Below are 15,747 nucleotides of genomic sequence, written 5' to 3' on the forward strand. Positions count from 1 at the left end.
AATAGAAAATCATGAAGCTTAAAATGACGGTTTTATTTTTAATGGCTTTTTCGGCCTTGTTTGCACAGGGAGTAAAGAAAGAACTCACGATTACCAAAAAATACCTGAACTTTCCGGTTGAACACGCACAGGAAAGGCAACGGATGACCCTAAAACTTCCGGGAACAGACGATCGATCATTTGTGATCCGGTTAAGTGACGGCAAGCCGGACTATTGGGTATTTAATGATATGTCTGCTTTTATTGGAAAAACTATCGAAATTGAATATCCCCGGAAAGTTAATGGATGGGATAAGATTTATCAGTCGGGCGAAATTAATGGAGCCGATAGCCTTTATAGTGAAACTAACCGACCACAATTTCATTTTTCTTCCAGAAGGGGGTGGATTAACGATCCAAACGGCTTGGTTTTCTACGATGGAGAATACCATCTTTTTTATCAGCATAATCCTTACGAACGCAATTGGGAAAATATGCATTGGGGTCATGCAGTCAGCACGGATTTGATTCACTGGAGCGAACTTCCAGATGCACTATGCCCAGATGAAATGGGAACTATGTTTTCAGGGTCAGCAATTGTTGACTATGAAAACAAATCGGGTTTTCAAAAGGGTCGTGAACATGTTATCGTTGCCGCATACACCGCTGACAGTCCGGAGAAGCAAGTTCAATGTATTGCATATAGCAACGATCGCGGCCGAACTTTTCAAAAATATTCTGAAAACCCAGTTATCGACAGCAATGAAAAATGGGGAACAAAAGACTTACGGGATCCTAAAATATTTTGGCATGAAGCATCGGGGAAATGGGTGATGGTTCTACATGAAAAAACAGGAATGTCATTTTATGGTTCTGATAACCTAAAGGAGTGGACGTTTAAAAGCCATATTCTTGGCTTTTGGGAATGCCCTGAGCTCTTTGAATTACCTGTTGATGGAAACTACCTAAATAAAAAGTGGGTATTGTATGGGGCATCTGGCACTTATCTTATTGGTGCATTTGATGGAGAAGCTTTCACTCCGGAAACCGACAAACTTCGCTACTTTAGAGGAAAGATGTATGCTGCCCAAACCTTTAATAACGTTCCAGAGGAAGACGGGCGTCGCATCCAGATAGGTTGGGGACAAATCGAACAACCAGGAATGCCTTTCAACAGCATGATGATGTTTCCAACAGAGATGACTTTACGTTCCACGAGAGAAGGTGTACGAATGTTCTCTGAACCCATAAAGGAAATAGAGAACCTTCATAGTAAAACTTATTCCTGGACAAACTTAGATCGAGAACAAGCAAATGAAGAGTTTAAATCTTTGTCAGGAGATGCTTTTCACATAAGAATGAAAATTAGACTATTGAAAGGAACTGAATTTAGATTAAATTACAATGGAAATTCACTTCTACACTATGACATTAACTGGAACAACTTAAATGGTGAATTTTATGGAGGCGATAATATTGAAACCCTGACTTTCTATTATGAGATACTTGTAGACAAGACTAGTGCCGAAATTTTTGCCGACCATGGAAAATTTAGCTTGATTCTGCCATTAGCTGAGAAAAAATCTAATCATGGTTTCAAATTCGAAAGCAACTGGGGAGATATTGAAATTGAGGAACTGGAAGTCCATGAAATTAGATCGATCTGGGAATAGTATGTGCTACCAAATGACATGAATACAATATTTCAACAAAAAAGTTTATGCTCAACACAGTGATTGGCTGGTAACCAAAAAACAACTATCTCGCCTACCTTTTGAAAAATGGTCAAGCGAAGGCAGAAATTCATCAAAAACTTAAAAACATGACAAAGCTATTCGTTCATTTGTTGTTAATCGCGATTGTATTTTTGGGGGCTTGCCAAGATAAGACGAAACAAAGCGAACAAACAGCCGCAGATCCGGCAGTTAAAATCTGGACGGTAGAGCAGGCCGAGGTCTGGGGCGATGAACATGGCTGGCTTCGGGGCTGCAACTTCAACCCCAGCACGGCCATCAACCAGTTGGAAACCTGGCAAGCCGAAACCTTCGACCCGGAAACCATTGACCGAGAGTTGGGCTGGGCCGAAGAAATTGGTATGAACTGCATGCGGGTGTACCTGCACCATGTTGCTTGGGAAGTTGACAAAGAAGGCTTCAAAGATCGTATGAACCAGTACCTGGACATTGCCGACAGCCACGGGATTAAAACCATTTTCGTGTTTTTCGATGATTGTTGGAATGCCACTTACCAGGCTGGCAAGCAACCCGAACCCAAACCGGGCGTTCATAACTCAGGCTGGGTACGTGACCCGGGCGATTTGCTGCATGAGCAACCCGAACTAACAGAAACCCTCGAAGTGTATGTGAAAGATGTCCTTACAACATTCGAGGACGACAAACGCATTGTGATGTGGGATTTGTACAATGAGCCCGGAAACTCAGGCTACGGCAACAAATCCATGCCTCTGCTGAAGCAAGTATTCGAATGGGGCTGGGAGATTCGTCCTTCGCAGCCTTTATCAGTTGGCGTTTGGAATCTTTCCCTGGCTGATTTGAATAAATTTCAGGTGAAGAATTCGGATATCGTCACCTATCACAACTATGAAGGGCCGGAAAAACACCAGGCTGCTATCGATTCACTGAAAGCCTACAACCGTCCGATGGTTTGCACCGAATACATGGCCCGTCGCAACAATAGCCTGTTCCAGAATATCATGCCTATTCTGAAGAAGGAAAATATAGGCGCCATCAACTGGGGCCTTGTTGCCGGAAAATCAAACACAAAATATGCCTGGGACGACCCCATTCCCGATGGTTCGGAACCGCCACTCTGGTTTCACGAAATCTTTCATCCCGACGGAACACCTTATAGCCAGGACGAGGTTGATTTGATTAAAAGCTTGACATCGGATGAGTAATTAGATTAAAAATTGCGTGCTAAATTGAGTTGAGATTGGAGAGAACTTAAACTGCAGAAATTGCCACAACTATTGCGATTCGTTGAAAGGCAAGTTCTTTTATTATTAACAGTTTAATTCATAACCATGGAAACATATTGTCAGATCGCTACTGACCTTGAGAATGATTTGTCCGGGATGGGTGAAATCTCGGATAAATTCCCGGAGCAAATAGAGTATGCTACCGGGCGTTGTAAATTGGCGCTGGATCATCTGCATGAGCTGGTGCTAAAAAAGGGATTTCCTGATAAGAAATCTGAAATTCTGTTTTTTAAGAAGATCAAACCATCAGTTTGCAGTAAGCTTATTTACTTTCAGGCTGTCTTCGATCTGGAAAGCATTCGTTTGAAGCTTGACAGCGAAAGCGTCAGAAAATATTTTAGACGGGAGCAGAAAAGGATTCTGAAGTACATGAAAGATCACAAGGTGAAAGTTCAGTACTACCGTTGTGGTCATCGCCACCTTGATGAAAAATATTTTTTGCGGGATAATAGTGAGATTCCTCTGGAAGTAAAAGACAGTCACTCACTTCTGGACGAGAATTTCTTTTCTTGGCATGACCACACGTTTTCCACCATCATGGCAAACGAAATGCTCCTTGAATACATCAAAAATGAAATGAAAAAACTGGACCATTGTCAGGGAGATAATTTGCCACAATCGAACCTCAAATGGACTGGAAACAAAATAGACTTGCAGGAACTCCTTTATGCCATCTATTTTGATGGCTCTGTTAATGATGGCAAGGCCACTATCAAAGAATTGGCTGAAGCCTTCGAGTGGATGTTCAACATTGAACTCCAGGAGCATATTTATGGGACTCCGGAGCAATTAGTTAAGAGAGCTGATCCTGTCAAGTACCTCACTCACTTGATGGCTATCCTGAGACGAAGAATGAACAATAAGCTTAAATGACCGATTAAAAGATTGTTTGAATCTGTAATGCCATTAACCCGATTTAAGGATGTTTACTATCTTTGCGAAACATACGATCGATAGAATCTCATCGGGATAGGATCCCGATGAATTGACAATATAAAAAGCGTTGGCTTTTTATTCTTGCTTCTAAAACCGCCAAATTTTAAAGCACAACAAGAATAATAAGGATAACGCTCACGCCATGGGCGTGGGCATTCCTATTTGTTGTGCGGGTACTTGGCGGTACCTAGAGGCAGTAGGCTATGTTCCACGCCTCTTTTTTTGTTCGAATTCTAATAACTTACCATCCAACAACAAACACCATGTCATCACTTAATACTAAAAAAATCCGCCAGAATGCCGATTTGGCCAATGCCGTGTCGAAATGCCCGTTTGGAGAGCCAGTTGCTGATTGTCCATTTATCCCCTACTATGAGATGAAAAATGAACGAGAACAAGTGACACAAATCGAAATAATCCCACAAAAGAAACTGGAAGAACTGCGCGAATTTCACCGGGCATGCTTGCGGGAATTAATGAAAACTCGGAAAGCCAATTTCCTGTAATCTATATCCGAACTCACCTTATAACTTAACCATATAAAGCCATGCCTCAGTTTATATGGGTAATAATTCTGCTTGAAAGCTTGCAACTTTGGAGGAATTCAAATTGAACCATTCAAAGTTAAATTGTTATGCCAGCAGAAATTATTACCACCGATGATCTGCAGAAATTCAAAATTGAAATCCTGCAGGAATTTAAAAAGATGCTGAAAGAGCACAACGGGCAGCCTGTCAAGAAATGGCTTAAATCGTATGAAGTCCGCAAATTCCTTGGAATCTCCCAGGGTAAACTTCAAAACATGCGGCACAACGGGACCCTACCTTACACTCGAATCGGGTCGGTCATCTTCTATGATGTGGAAGACATCCGTAAGATGATGGAAAATAACCAGGAAGAAGCCAGAAATCCCCGGATTGATTATTCCCGATGAACTATATCAAACACCTGAACGGCTTTTTCGAACGGGTTTCGGGCGATGGAAGATTAACAGCCTATCACATCAGTTTATACCTGGCTGTTTTTCAACTCTGGAACCTGAACCGCTTTACCGGAAAGTTTCCCATCAACCGTACCGAACTGATGATACTATCCAGGATCGGATCCGTGAACACTTACGCCAAATGCATCAAAGAACTTGATCGATGGAAGTACATCCGGTATTTTCCATCAGCCAACCGGCACTGCGGAAGTGAAGTTAGCTGTATCAGATTTGATACTGGTAGTAATACTGGTGACAGTACTGGTAATGATACTGCAAGTGATACCGGAGATGATACACTTATTAAAAGGATAAACAGAAAAACAGGAAACAAGTCACCCGATCAAATTTTTCAAAATGGAGAAAGGAGAAAAATTAACGGGTCTAACCATTACCACGTCAACAATGACAAGGATTATTCGGAGCCCCTTTGACGAAGTGGCGGAACTCAAAGATGGATTGTTCCATTTCAATTTTCAGTCGAGTGTGAAATGGATGGAAAAACAGGGGAAAATCCTGTTTGGGGATCATTTTTGCATTTATCCAGAGGATCAACCTCTCATTTACAAATTGTTGGTCTATGCCATTGGCGACCAGGAAAGTTGTGCCAAATCTGGAATCAGCCTTCGCAAGGGAATCCTGCTGATCGGGCCCGTCGGGGCAGGGAAGTCCCAATTGATGGCGCTGTCAAATTACTTTTTTCCACCAGAAAAGCAGTACAGAATCAAGGCGGCCCGGGAAGTCAGTTTTGAGCTGGAAAAGGACGGCTATTCGGTATTTAATCGCTACAGTAAAGGCTCAGTTCGAAACCTGAATGGTCGAATAATTCCTCAGGTTTGGTGTTTCGACGACCTCGGCGTGGACAACGTCCAAAAGTATTTTGGTACGCCGTGCAATGTAATGGCCGAAATCCTGCTTAGCCGCTACGATCAGTTTGTTTCCCGTGGGGTGCTAACCCATGCCACTACCAATCTTTCCGCCCCGGAACTGGAAGAACGGTACGGCAACCGGATTCGCTCAAGGATGAGGGAAATGTTTAACCTGGTGGCTTTTGAGAAGGATGCGAAGGATAAAAGGTGTTGACATCATCTGGTAGTTAATCCTGCGGCCTGTTCGCTCCGTTTGCTCCGCACTGCGCTCACAAGCCTCGGTTGAAAAAGAAAGATGCCTGCTCCGTTTCCGCGGTCGGCACCAGGCCACGGGCCTGACTAACCGTCCGCTATCCCTTCACAGGCAACTTTCGGGTTTGATTAGGTATTGTTCCTGATTTTAAAGGTGGACAATAGCTTTTTTGCAGGTTCTTCCCGTACCCCGGCACCATCGCTCAGCCTCACGAAACCGCTTCCTTTATCCGTTCGCTGCCGCGCACGAAACCAGTCGCTTTTTCACTTGGCTTCACTCCGGAGCCGGGCTGCACCGCACGGCAAGAGTCGCCCCGTTTGTTCCGCTTCGCTCCACACCCGGGCGACACTTGCCTGAGCCCGCCCGCACCCAATATTTCCAGCTAAGATTATTTTCGTCAAAAATCAAAAAAGAAAACCAATTTAGCCACTCTCCGCACATTCCCGTCCTGATGATAAAATGCAAGGCCAGGGCGAGTGTCCCGCTTATTTTGTTTTCAGGAATTCATTTTTAAATTTTCAGATGAATACGAAGCGGGACAGCCTTGCATTTTTGCCCCGACTGGCTCCCAAATGGTTTTTCTTTTCTTTTTTGCCTGTTTTTTCTTTTGTTTTTTGAAAAAATTATCCCTGTTCAAATAACATCAAATCGTACCATCCCAAACGCGAAATAGAACCTTCAAGAATCATCACTTTCCAAATCGGAGCAAATCAAGTTAAACAACATCTTAAGCCATCAATTTTACTGAACGATATAATCATGTACCTCAGTTTATATGGGGTCTTTTTAAATATCAGGTAGTGCAACTTTGCATTGATGGCCAAGGGAACGAATCGTTTTTTCAGTTCATAGGCCAAGTCAACTTTAAATTAATCTCAAAGCGACCTGTGTATGTTTGGAATCGATCAAATCAGTTGGGGACAGTTTATCCGGGGGATCCTGCTTCTCCTTTCCTTGTGGTACCTCACCCTATTCTTGTGGTTTTTATTCAACAAAAAAAGAGCAAATCAAAAAACTTTGTTTAAAGACGACTTCGCCGGGACCCTCCAGTCCGAAGAGTTGCAAGCAGTGGGTGTTTCTTCGCGGGACTTGCCTTCGGAGATGGTTCCCCTGGTCCCTTTTGGTGCTGTTGTTTTGCCTGTTTCCTTTTATGAAGAAATAGGCGTGGACGACGGCTACCCCCTTGACCGGTTTCAAAATTCCAAAAATCCTCTGCCTTCATCCGTGATGGAACAAATTCAGTTTCAACAATAATCCTTCAAATTTTAAAAGCTATGAAGACGAAAGTTAGGCGTTTGTTTTCCAAAGCAGCAGCAATTGCTGCTCTAATCTTCTTGTGGGCTTCTGACGCATTGGCCCAGAGCTCTGCCGGAATTGACCAGGCCACAGCAGAAGTCAGTTCCTATGTGGATCCAGTCTCCAACCTGATCATTGCCATCGGTGCCGTAGTTGGGTTGATCGGTGGCGTCCGCGTTTACATCAAATGGCAAAGTGGTGACCAGGATACCCAAAAAGCCATCATGGGCTGGTTCGGTGCCTGCCTGTTTCTGATCCTTGTTGGTGTGGTCATCAAAGCCTTTTTTGCCTGATGGAAACTTACAAATTGCAAAAAGTCGATACCAAGTTGTACATCAAAGGGCTTTCCGGCCCTTTGGTTTTCCAGGCACTCTACGGGATACTGGCTGCTTTCCTGCTCTTTGTGTGCCTGTATATTGTCATTGGCACCTTTACAGCCATTTTGGTCTGTGTACCATCCTTTTTTGCCTGGCTCTACCGGGTCAGCCAAATCCAGAAAAAATACGGACCTGCAGGCTGGAATAAAAAGCAGACCGCCAAAAAACTACCACAGTTTATCCAGATGAAACGACCTATCCACCAAAATCAACAGCGATGACAAAATCAATGAATGTCAAACCCATCGAACATGCACTGCCGGTGCTGGGCTTTAATGGCGACCTGATGGTTTCCAACAACCTGGACATGGGCTTCGGGCTGAAACTCCATCTGCCGGAACTGCTTTCCTACAGTAGCGAACAGCTTTACTTGTTGCACGATACCTTCCAGCGGGCGGTGAACCTGCTGCCGGTAAACACGCTGTTGCACAAGCAGGATTTCTTTTTTGTGGAGCATTTTTATGAAAGAGGCCGGAATAGAGAGCAAGAAGTTCCAAGCCTGAACGACTGCTATCTGGAACATTTTAGAGGAAGGCCTTACTTGAAACATGAATGCTACCTGTTTGTCAGCCTGCTGAATACCGGGCTGTTGAAGAACTATTTAGGTTCAGCGCTTATCTTTTCAAAGAAGGCAAAACAACACGAAGCCCGGCTGACCGAAAAGCTGAAAGAGGTACAGGCCAACCTGACTGGTCTTTTTACCCAAAGCGGTATTGTCTGTGAAGCCGTTAGCCAGGCCGAAGCCATTGGTGATGAAGAATCGCCCGGATTAATCGAGCGCTACCTGACCCTGAACTTCCATAAAGACCGGCCGGTGCTGGGCGGGATTGATTTTCGGGACCGGCTCCGGGTGATGGACCAGTTTGTGGAAATCATGAGCATAAGCGATTATTCGCATATGCCGGCTGAACTGAAACCGGCTGGTGTTCATCCCACAACAGGCCTTCCGGCATCAATGGTTTACCCGGTTACTTACAACCTGCCGTTCTCTCACGTGACCAACCAGTTTATTTATGTGCCGGACCAGCAGCAGGTCAAGACTTTTTTGGAAGACAGCTACAAACGGATCTACAGCCTCTCCAGGTTTTCTTCGGAGAACAAGGTTAACGCCGGTTTGATCGATGAGTTTTTGGATACGGTACAGACCACCGGTGAAAAGATCGTCAAAACGCATTTTAATGTGATGCTCTTTGACGAGTCGATTGCGAAGCTTAAACAATACAAAAGCGAAACAGCTTCTGCTTTTTCGCTGATGAACTGTTTTCCATACCAACATACCTTTGATTTGCCGCTTTTGTTTTTCGCCTGCGTACCATTTTCAACGCAGCTTCCTGACTCGGAAATGTTCATCACCCAGGTGCCACAGGCCTGCTGCCTGACTAATTTTGAAGGATCGATCCGGAAGTCAAAATCGGATTTTACGATTAACCTTTCCAACCGTTTGGAAGGTTGCCCGGTCCGAATTGACATTTCTGATGAGCCGATGGAAAAACACCTGATTCATAACCGCAATAAGCTGGTGATTGGCGGGTCCGGCTCCGGGAAATCGTTTTTCACCAACCATTTGCTCCGGCAATATGCCGAAAGCGGAAACTGCCATATCGTCTTGCTGGATGTTGGCCGGAGTTACGAACTGCTGGCCTGGTACCTGGAAGAACGGCTGAAAGAGCAGGGTGGGGCGATGATGGTGGAGTTTACAACTGAAAATCCGATCTCCTTTAACCCTTTTGTATTGACCGGCGAACCGGATGTGGAAAAAAGGCAAACCATCCTGTCGGTGATCTACACCATTTATAAGGAGAACCTATCGGAAATGGAAAAGGACGTGATCGCCCATTCTTTGTCTGAGTTTTTCAAAGTTGATGGTTTGGAACGGTCTTTTAATGGTTACTACGAGTTCTGCCGGGAGTTTATACCCGCTTTGGTTAAGGAACAGTCCCTGGATTTTAATAGCGCCGCGTTCTTTTTTATCCTCTCAAAATACTACCGGGGCGGAGAGTATGACTATTTGCTCAACCGCCAGATGGACACGGACGAGTTTTTTCGATGCCCGTTTATCGTATTCGAATTGGACCAAATAAAGGATCATCCAATCATTTTCCCGGTGGCCACGCTGATTATCATGGATATTTTCCTGCAAAAAATGCGAAAGCTAAAAGGCGTGCGAAAACTACTGGTCATTGAAGAAGCCTGGAAGGCCATTGCCACACCGCAGATGGCCTCCTACCTGAAATACTATTTTAAAACGATCCGCAAGTTTTTTGGCGAAGCCATGGTTGTCACGCAGGAGGTGGACGATGTGATCTCCTCCCCAATTATCCGGGATGCCATTATCAACAACGCTGACACCCGGATCCTGCTGGACATGGGCAAGTTCAAAAACAAGTTTGAGCAGATCAGCCAAACCCTTGGACTTTCGGAATTCCAAAAGGAGCAAATCCTGTCGATCAACAAAAGCCTGCCATCGGATCGCAAGCTCAAAGAAGTTTTTATTGGTCTTGGAAGCTATTCCCGGGTTTTCGCCCTGGAAACGAGCCGGGCCGAGTATTTCTGCTACACTTCCGAACAGCGGGAAAAAGATCGAATTCAGTTTTGGATGGAATATGGAGGCAAAGATGTATTGGAGGTCCTCAAATCCATGTAATACAATAATTGAAACATTCTAAAACAACAACCATGAAAACAAAAATCAAAAAAACAGTCCTGTTGCCACTTTTTGTGCTAACGCTGACAGCCATTTTTCAAAAGCCAGGCTTTTGTCAAACTCCGGTAACGGATGTTGGAGCCGGTATTCAGCGCGAAGCCCTTTGGACCCAGGAAAAGGACATTCTTTCCAAGATCAACTGGTATAATATTTTGATTAAAGCCCTGAACGGTGACATTAAAGGACTGACCGGTGAGCTACTCGGTATCGACCAGAAGATGCTGGAAAGCCTGGAAAAAGTCAGTGGCCTGATCAAAGACTATAAACGGGTACAGCAAACCCGTGATCTGCTTTCAAAGATCATGGAGATTTATACCGAAAAAGTACCCAAGCTGGTGCAGGATGAAAATTTTACCGCGCAGCAGGCCGCCGTGATTGTCCAATCCTTTGACCTGATCCTGGACGACAGCCGCCAGTTAACCAATACGGTATTGAATACCATTCTGAAAGATAATCTTTTTCTGATGGATGATAAGCAGCGCTACGACACCATCAACGGGGTTTATGAAGATGTCCGGCGTCACTACGGAACGATCTGCTATCTCTACAACAAACTGCTTTACGCTTCTTACCTAAAAAGCCAGCAGGATGGAAGCCTGGAGAGTTTTGCCCTGTATTACAGCCTGTATCACTAATGAGTCGTGAGTTAAGAGATTCGAGTCGCGAGTATCGAAAATTACTTTAAAACAACCGATCATGAAATTATCCACATTAATCATTGGACTGAGTTTAAGTGCCACAATCACCACTACAATTGCATTGAAAAATGCCAATGCCCAGCTACTGAATGTCAAACCCTGGCACGGGTACTACCCGGAAATGAATGACGATTACCCCTTAAGCTTTATTGCTTTTAAAGGTTGGCTGTTTCCGGTACCGCATGTCTTCGTGCGTACCTGGCCAACCCATTATTATATGGAGCTTGGCGCATTGCCTGTTTCGGACGGGGCCGAATATGCCGGACAGACAAAAACAGGCCTTTTACGGATCGCAACCAAGTTGCTGGAGCGATGGCAGATAAAAGGAAGGCACGATGAGACCAGCCAAATCAAAGACAACACGGAGCTTCAAAAAATCATTGAAGAAAAACTGTTCAATGCCCGTAAAGATGCCCTGCCGGACATCTACGGTCTGGCCGAGCAGTTTATCTCCCTTTACCAGAAAATCGGAAACTTTGACCGGCTGGAAAACTCATCCAAAGTCAAACACATCCTGCGGGATGAAGCAGACGACCTGTTGATGCGTTTTTTGATGGTCAACCTATTGGAAAGCAACCACGGGGCTAAACTGGAATCTTTTGCCGGCATTCAATCGGAATTATATCAACTGGTTGGCGAAACGGACTATACCTACCGAAAACTTTGTCACCTGAATGTTTTTGGAAACGCTGTAACCGGCAGTTATGCCTTTTTAACCCGCTGATTATGCTGTTACAAGTGATTACAACCGATGGATTTTTTGCCTTTGCCGATACGATGGTACAGGCAGGAATTGAGAATGCCGGCTTGCTGGTGGACATGGCCCGGGCAATCGGGGGTATTGCCGCTTTTTTCTACATTTCCAAAAGGATATATGAGCAACTGATTGCCGATAACCCGGTTTTCCTGTTGCCGCTGCTTCGCCCGTTTGCCTTGGTGTTGGTGATTACCTTCTGGGGGCCGTTTATTAATTTGCTGATGGTCCCCACCAAAGGACTGACCCACCTGTCGGAATCAATCTATGCCAACAAAAAACACCTGGTGGTGGAAAAACTGGAAGAAAAACGGGATGCCATCCTGGTGGTTGATATGCCACTGTTTTACGAAAATGAGGAAAAAGAAGCTGCGCTGTGGGACAAGGGGATCAACCTGCTATTGACCACTTACAACATTATTTCCGGCAGGGCTTTGCAGCACCAAATTAACCTGTACATTATGGATGCCATCAGGCAATTGCTCGAATCGCTGTTTGAGGTACTGGTGTATTTGATCGCCTTTCTTCGGACGGTGTTCTGTGTCCTGCTGGTGGTCTTTGGCCCGCTGGTTTTTGCCCTTTCCATTTTTGACGGCTTCCAGGAAAATTACCTGGGCTGGATTGCCCGGTTTGTCAACGTGAACCTCTATCTGCCCATTGCCCTGATTATCCTTTCACTGGTTCAGGAAGTGCTAATCTATGTGCTTGACCAGGAAATTGCCCTGATCCGTTCGATGCTGTTTTACCAGCCTTCCCTGTTTTTTGTCTCCAATTTGATAGTTCCGGTCTGCGGGATTATCGGGCTGGCCATGGTACCGAAAATTGCTTCGTGGATTGTGCAGGCATCGGGGACCGGTTCCGGAGGTGGAAGATTGGTCCGCACAGCGGCAATTATGGCTGCTACGAAGGGTGCGATGAAATAATTAAGAAAATTCCAATTCACAAAATTCCAAAAAGAACAATGAAGAAACTCTTTGATATACAGCGTAAGTTTCGCTTTACCGTTTATGTGCTTTTGTCCGTCAGCATTGGATTGACCGGGCTGAGTGGCTATGTCTTTACCCTGTCGGTGAAACTTTCCGACCAGTCCCGGCAAAAGATCTATGTGCTGGACAATGGCAAGTCTTTGCTGGTTGCCCTTCGGGAAGATATAACTGAAAACCGGGATGCAGAAGCGCGTGACCACGTGAAACGCTTCCATGAGCTGTTTTTTACCCTGGAGCCTGACAAACAGTACATTGAAAACAATGTCCGGGAAGCGCTCTACCTGGCCGATCGTACGGCGATGGAACAATACCAGTCGTTCAAGGAAAATAATGTCTATAACCAGGTGATTGCCTCGGACATCAGTATGACGGTAATGACCGATTCCATCAAGCTGGATTTTTCATCCTATCCCTACCGGTTTCAGTATTTCGGGAAGCAGAAGATTGTCCGCACTTCGAATATTACCATTCGGGGCCTGCAAACCACGGGACAGCTTCGCAACATCTCCCGCACCGATCACAACCCGCACGGATTTCTGATTGAAGGGTGGCGGATTACGGACAACACCGATCTGGAAACCATCAAACGAAAATCATTTTAACCATTTATTCCTTGATCATGAAGAACACCAAAAATGATAAAGTGAAATCACCACAGTTTAAAGATGTGAGCCGCTACACCCGGTGGATGAACCGGATGGATGAAATGGACCAGGACCTGAGCCCGGTCAAACGAAAAACCAAGTGGCTGTTTTTTCTGGGGTTCCTGTTTCTATCCTTTGTGCTGTCGCTGATCTTCTTTCCGGCCGGTAAATTCAATCACGAAAAATTGGACAGCCCGGTATTAAGCGCGGAACAACCAATCCAGAAAAAGCCGGTTAGCTCTCCCTTTGAAATGCCCGTGGATTCTTTCGAAAACCTTTTAAAACGCCGAGTTCATGAAGACAAATTACACGTTCCTGAAAAAGAATAAGGCCCTTTTGATCCTTCCGCTGGCCCTGGTTCCATTTGTAGTGCTGATCTTTTACATCCTGGGTGGAGGCAAAAAGGCCGGTCAGGAAACATCCGAAAAAGTGAAATCGGGCAAAAAGAATGGGGCCAATTATGAGTTACCTGAAGCGGAGAAGTCCATCGAAATCTTTGATAAGATGGAAGCTTACCAAAACAGTCAAGCCCGGGTTGTTCCCACGCGAAACTACCATGTCATGGGCGATCATCCGCCCCAAAATACGGCTGTGGACATCATAAATTCTGAAGATTCTGCAATCGTTTTAGAAGACTTGGAAGCAAAAGGAGTTGATACCAATAGTTCCAAGAAGCTTTTGGCGCATATTATAAACAAGGAAGAGCAGGTTAGAAGAGAGATGGCAGGAAATAACCTGAATCACGGAGCGAATCAAAAAGCATCGCCAACAAAACCTGTCACCAAGCCAAAGCCCGAACAAGCGGTTACTTTACAGAGAACCGGTATTGACGAACTGGATCAGGTGTTCGATGAGAATATTGCCCTATCCTGCCAGAACGATTCACTGGGCTATTACCTGACGCAGGCCAACCAGAAATTACAAGAACTGGAAGCTAAAAAATCAGCCAGCTTTAACCTGGAGAAAAACCCTTCGCCAGGTTTTGGCGGAAAAACGCCAACCAGTCTGTTGTTCAAGGCCGAAGTGTATGAAACTGCCACCGTTCTGGATGGCAACCGGATAAAAATGCGCTTGCTTGAAGATGGCCGGGTCGGTGGAAAAGTCATCGCGAAGGGCACCTTTATTTATGGAATTTGTCAGATCAAAAATGAACGGCTCCATATTCGAGTGAGCCAGTTGCCAACAGATGAAGATTTTATGCCGGTTGATTTGGTGATTCATGACCTGGACGGCCTTGCCGGACTGTATGTCCCGGACAATGCCGCCCGGAAAGTAGCAAAAGAGGTCGGAAGCTCAACCAATACCTCTTCTTTGTTTGGTGTCACTGCCGATCCGCTAACCTACGCTGGTGTGCGTGCTGCTGACCGGACTGCCCAATCCCTGTTTCAAATGACCCGCCTGAAAAAAGTGACCATCAAAACAAACACCCTTGTCTATCTAATCAATCAAAAATAGCTGCTATGAAAACAATTTTAATGATCGTTCCCATATTACTATTCCAACTGTCGGTATTCGCTCAAAACTACTTACCAGTCACTGATAGCAAAGCCACGCACCTGGTTTGCCCGGATAAAGTTTCGTACGTGCAGGTGGGTAATCCGTCACTTGTTTTAGCTGAAGTAGTTCCTGAGCTGCCCAACCTGATCCGTATCAAAGCCACGGGATCATTTGACAAGGAATCTTCCCTCACGGTTGTTTGCGCCGGCCGGATTTACTCTTTGATCCTGAGTTTTGAGGATTCAAAAGAAATTACCTACGATCTGGAATCTTTTCATTCTGAAAAAGCGGGCGGACCATCTTCCGGCCTGATGCCTGATTACGTGCTGAAAGAGCTAAGCGATCAAATTCTGATGAAACGCAAAAGCTTGGTGCGGGGCGTGAAGCAGAAGAAAGACGGGATTAAGGTTCAGCTGAAGACGATCACCCAGAAAAACGGCTTCCTGTTTTTTGAGGTACGGGTCACCAATAAAACCAACCTGGCTTACCGGGTGGAGAGCTTTCACTGGTGGATTGATGACAAGCGGCAGTTCAAAGCCACCAACACCCAGGAATACCAGATCGAGCCAAGCTACCGGCACTATGAAATCAAAGTGGTTCCCGGTTACACCACGGTCCGGGAAGTGTTTGTGCTGCCTAACCTGGTTTTACCCGACAAACGGGTTCTCCGCCTGGAGATGCTTGAAAAAGCTCTGGGGAATACGGGTCGCAGGCTGACTTTGGAGATCGGGAACAAGGATATTCTGAAAGCCAAAGAATTAATCTCAAACTAAA

At 45.2% G+C, this 15,747-nt stretch carries 18 protein-coding genes; all 18 read left to right on the forward strand.

Going from position 1 to position 15,747, the window contains the following annotated elements; genetic code table 11:
- The first annotated feature begins 11 nt into the window (after positions 1–11).
- The 18 genes from NC99_RS16415 (at position 12) to NC99_RS16500 (ending at position 15,746) form a co-directional block, all read left to right on the forward strand.
- Complete coding sequence (locus NC99_RS16415; RefSeq protein ID WP_053186133.1) at positions 12–1,652, forward strand: glycoside hydrolase family 32 protein; 1,641 nt, start codon at positions 12–14, stop codon at positions 1,650–1,652.
- A 149-nt stretch (positions 1,653–1,801) separates the two neighbouring features.
- Complete coding sequence (locus NC99_RS16420; protein ID WP_157624983.1) at positions 1,802–2,896, forward strand: cellulase family glycosylhydrolase; 1,095 nt, start codon at positions 1,802–1,804, stop codon at positions 2,894–2,896.
- Between the two features lie 126 nt (positions 2,897–3,022).
- Complete coding sequence (locus tag NC99_RS16425; RefSeq protein ID WP_053186136.1) at positions 3,023–3,850, forward strand: RteC domain-containing protein; 828 nt, start codon at positions 3,023–3,025, stop codon at positions 3,848–3,850.
- A 326-nt stretch (positions 3,851–4,176) separates the two neighbouring features.
- Entirely contained in the window at positions 4,177–4,419 is a 243-nt protein-coding gene (locus tag NC99_RS16430) for a hypothetical protein (protein ID WP_053186138.1), read from the forward strand.
- A 128-nt stretch (positions 4,420–4,547) separates the two neighbouring features.
- Positions 4,548–4,847: a helix-turn-helix domain-containing protein gene (locus tag NC99_RS16435; protein WP_053186141.1), complete on the forward strand. Its 300-nt coding sequence runs from the start codon at positions 4,548–4,550 to the stop codon at positions 4,845–4,847.
- Positions 4,844–5,329 (forward strand): hypothetical protein, encoded by a 486-nt coding sequence (locus tag NC99_RS16440; protein WP_053186145.1) that lies wholly within the window; start codon positions 4,844–4,846, stop codon positions 5,327–5,329. Before NC99_RS16435 ends, NC99_RS16440 begins: the two co-directional genes overlap by 4 nt.
- Positions 5,301–5,978, forward strand: coding sequence for a P-loop NTPase family protein (locus tag NC99_RS16445; protein WP_082326533.1), 678 nt, complete (start codon positions 5,301–5,303; stop codon positions 5,976–5,978). Before NC99_RS16440 ends, NC99_RS16445 begins: the two co-directional genes overlap by 29 nt.
- 930 nt (positions 5,979–6,908) lie before the next feature.
- Positions 6,909–7,271 carry a hypothetical protein gene (locus tag NC99_RS16450; RefSeq protein ID WP_053186149.1) on the forward strand — a complete coding sequence of 121 codons (363 nt, stop codon included), beginning with the start codon at positions 6,909–6,911 and terminating at the stop codon, positions 7,269–7,271.
- A 20-nt stretch (positions 7,272–7,291) separates the two neighbouring features.
- Positions 7,292–7,606, forward strand: coding sequence for a DUF4134 domain-containing protein (locus tag NC99_RS16455; protein ID WP_053186152.1), 315 nt, complete (start codon positions 7,292–7,294; stop codon positions 7,604–7,606).
- Positions 7,606–7,911 carry a DUF4133 domain-containing protein gene (locus NC99_RS16460; RefSeq protein ID WP_053186157.1) on the forward strand — a complete coding sequence of 102 codons (306 nt, stop codon included), beginning with the start codon at positions 7,606–7,608 and terminating at the stop codon, positions 7,909–7,911. Before NC99_RS16455 ends, NC99_RS16460 begins: the two co-directional genes overlap by 1 nt.
- A complete protein-coding gene (locus NC99_RS16465; RefSeq protein WP_053186159.1) occupies positions 7,908–10,334 on the forward strand; it encodes a TraG family conjugative transposon ATPase in 2,427 nt (808 codons plus the stop codon). The genes NC99_RS16460 and NC99_RS16465 overlap by 4 nt, the downstream gene beginning before the upstream one ends.
- Before the next feature lie 32 nt (positions 10,335–10,366).
- The gene (locus NC99_RS16470; RefSeq protein WP_053186162.1) at positions 10,367–11,029 is read left to right on the forward strand and encodes a hypothetical protein; all 663 of its coding nucleotides are present in this window, start codon (positions 10,367–10,369) and stop codon (positions 11,027–11,029) included.
- A 61-nt stretch (positions 11,030–11,090) separates the two neighbouring features.
- A complete protein-coding gene (locus tag NC99_RS16475) occupies positions 11,091–11,816 on the forward strand; it encodes a hypothetical protein (RefSeq protein ID WP_053186164.1) in 726 nt (241 codons plus the stop codon).
- A gap of 2 nt (positions 11,817–11,818) precedes the next feature.
- Positions 11,819–12,769, forward strand: coding sequence for a hypothetical protein (locus NC99_RS16480; protein WP_053186167.1), 951 nt, complete (start codon positions 11,819–11,821; stop codon positions 12,767–12,769).
- Positions 12,770–12,807: 38 nt separating this feature from the next.
- The gene (gene traK / locus NC99_RS16485) at positions 12,808–13,434 is read left to right on the forward strand and encodes a conjugative transposon protein TraK (RefSeq protein WP_082326534.1); all 627 of its coding nucleotides are present in this window, start codon (positions 12,808–12,810) and stop codon (positions 13,432–13,434) included.
- 17 nt (positions 13,435–13,451) lie between these two features.
- Positions 13,452–13,805: a hypothetical protein gene (locus NC99_RS16490; RefSeq protein WP_053186170.1), complete on the forward strand. Its 354-nt coding sequence runs from the start codon at positions 13,452–13,454 to the stop codon at positions 13,803–13,805.
- Positions 13,771–14,931, forward strand: a complete 1,161-nt coding sequence (traM, locus tag NC99_RS16495) for a conjugative transposon protein TraM (protein ID WP_053186173.1) — start codon at positions 13,771–13,773, stop codon at positions 14,929–14,931. Before NC99_RS16490 ends, traM begins: the two co-directional genes overlap by 35 nt.
- A 5-nt stretch (positions 14,932–14,936) precedes the next feature.
- A complete protein-coding gene (locus NC99_RS16500; RefSeq protein ID WP_082326535.1) occupies positions 14,937–15,746 on the forward strand; it encodes a DUF4138 domain-containing protein in 810 nt (269 codons plus the stop codon).
- Position 15,747 lies beyond the last annotated feature (1 nt).

It is taken from the genome of Sunxiuqinia dokdonensis, assembly GCF_001270965.1.
Classification (GTDB): domain Bacteria; phylum Bacteroidota; class Bacteroidia; order Bacteroidales; family Prolixibacteraceae; genus Sunxiuqinia; species Sunxiuqinia dokdonensis.

Coding starts and splice junctions, on each gene's coding strand:
- NC99_RS16500 (WP_082326535.1), top strand. CDS start 14,937: ATGAAAACAATTTTAATGATCGTTCCCATATTACTATTCCAACTGTCG.
- traM (WP_053186173.1), top strand. CDS start 13,771: ATGAAGACAAATTACACGTTCCTGAAAAAGAATAAGGCCCTTTTGATC.
- NC99_RS16435 (WP_053186141.1), top strand. CDS start 4,548: ATGCCAGCAGAAATTATTACCACCGATGATCTGCAGAAATTCAAAATT.
- NC99_RS16465 (WP_053186159.1), top strand. CDS start 7,908: ATGACAAAATCAATGAATGTCAAACCCATCGAACATGCACTGCCGGTG.
- NC99_RS16480 (WP_053186167.1), top strand. CDS start 11,819: ATGCTGTTACAAGTGATTACAACCGATGGATTTTTTGCCTTTGCCGAT.
- NC99_RS16470 (WP_053186162.1), top strand. CDS start 10,367: ATGAAAACAAAAATCAAAAAAACAGTCCTGTTGCCACTTTTTGTGCTA.
- NC99_RS16425 (WP_053186136.1), top strand. CDS start 3,023: ATGGAAACATATTGTCAGATCGCTACTGACCTTGAGAATGATTTGTCC.
- NC99_RS16490 (WP_053186170.1), top strand. CDS start 13,452: ATGAAGAACACCAAAAATGATAAAGTGAAATCACCACAGTTTAAAGAT.
- NC99_RS16440 (WP_053186145.1), top strand. CDS start 4,844: ATGAACTATATCAAACACCTGAACGGCTTTTTCGAACGGGTTTCGGGC.
- NC99_RS16450 (WP_053186149.1), top strand. CDS start 6,909: ATGTTTGGAATCGATCAAATCAGTTGGGGACAGTTTATCCGGGGGATC.
- NC99_RS16415 (WP_053186133.1), top strand. CDS start 12: ATGAAGCTTAAAATGACGGTTTTATTTTTAATGGCTTTTTCGGCCTTG.
- NC99_RS16430 (WP_053186138.1), top strand. CDS start 4,177: ATGTCATCACTTAATACTAAAAAAATCCGCCAGAATGCCGATTTGGCC.
- NC99_RS16455 (WP_053186152.1), top strand. CDS start 7,292: ATGAAGACGAAAGTTAGGCGTTTGTTTTCCAAAGCAGCAGCAATTGCT.
- NC99_RS16475 (WP_053186164.1), top strand. CDS start 11,091: ATGAAATTATCCACATTAATCATTGGACTGAGTTTAAGTGCCACAATC.
- NC99_RS16420 (WP_157624983.1), top strand. CDS start 1,802: ATGACAAAGCTATTCGTTCATTTGTTGTTAATCGCGATTGTATTTTTG.
- NC99_RS16445 (WP_082326533.1), top strand. CDS start 5,301: ATGACAAGGATTATTCGGAGCCCCTTTGACGAAGTGGCGGAACTCAAA.
- traK (WP_082326534.1), top strand. CDS start 12,808: ATGAAGAAACTCTTTGATATACAGCGTAAGTTTCGCTTTACCGTTTAT.
- NC99_RS16460 (WP_053186157.1), top strand. CDS start 7,606: ATGGAAACTTACAAATTGCAAAAAGTCGATACCAAGTTGTACATCAAA.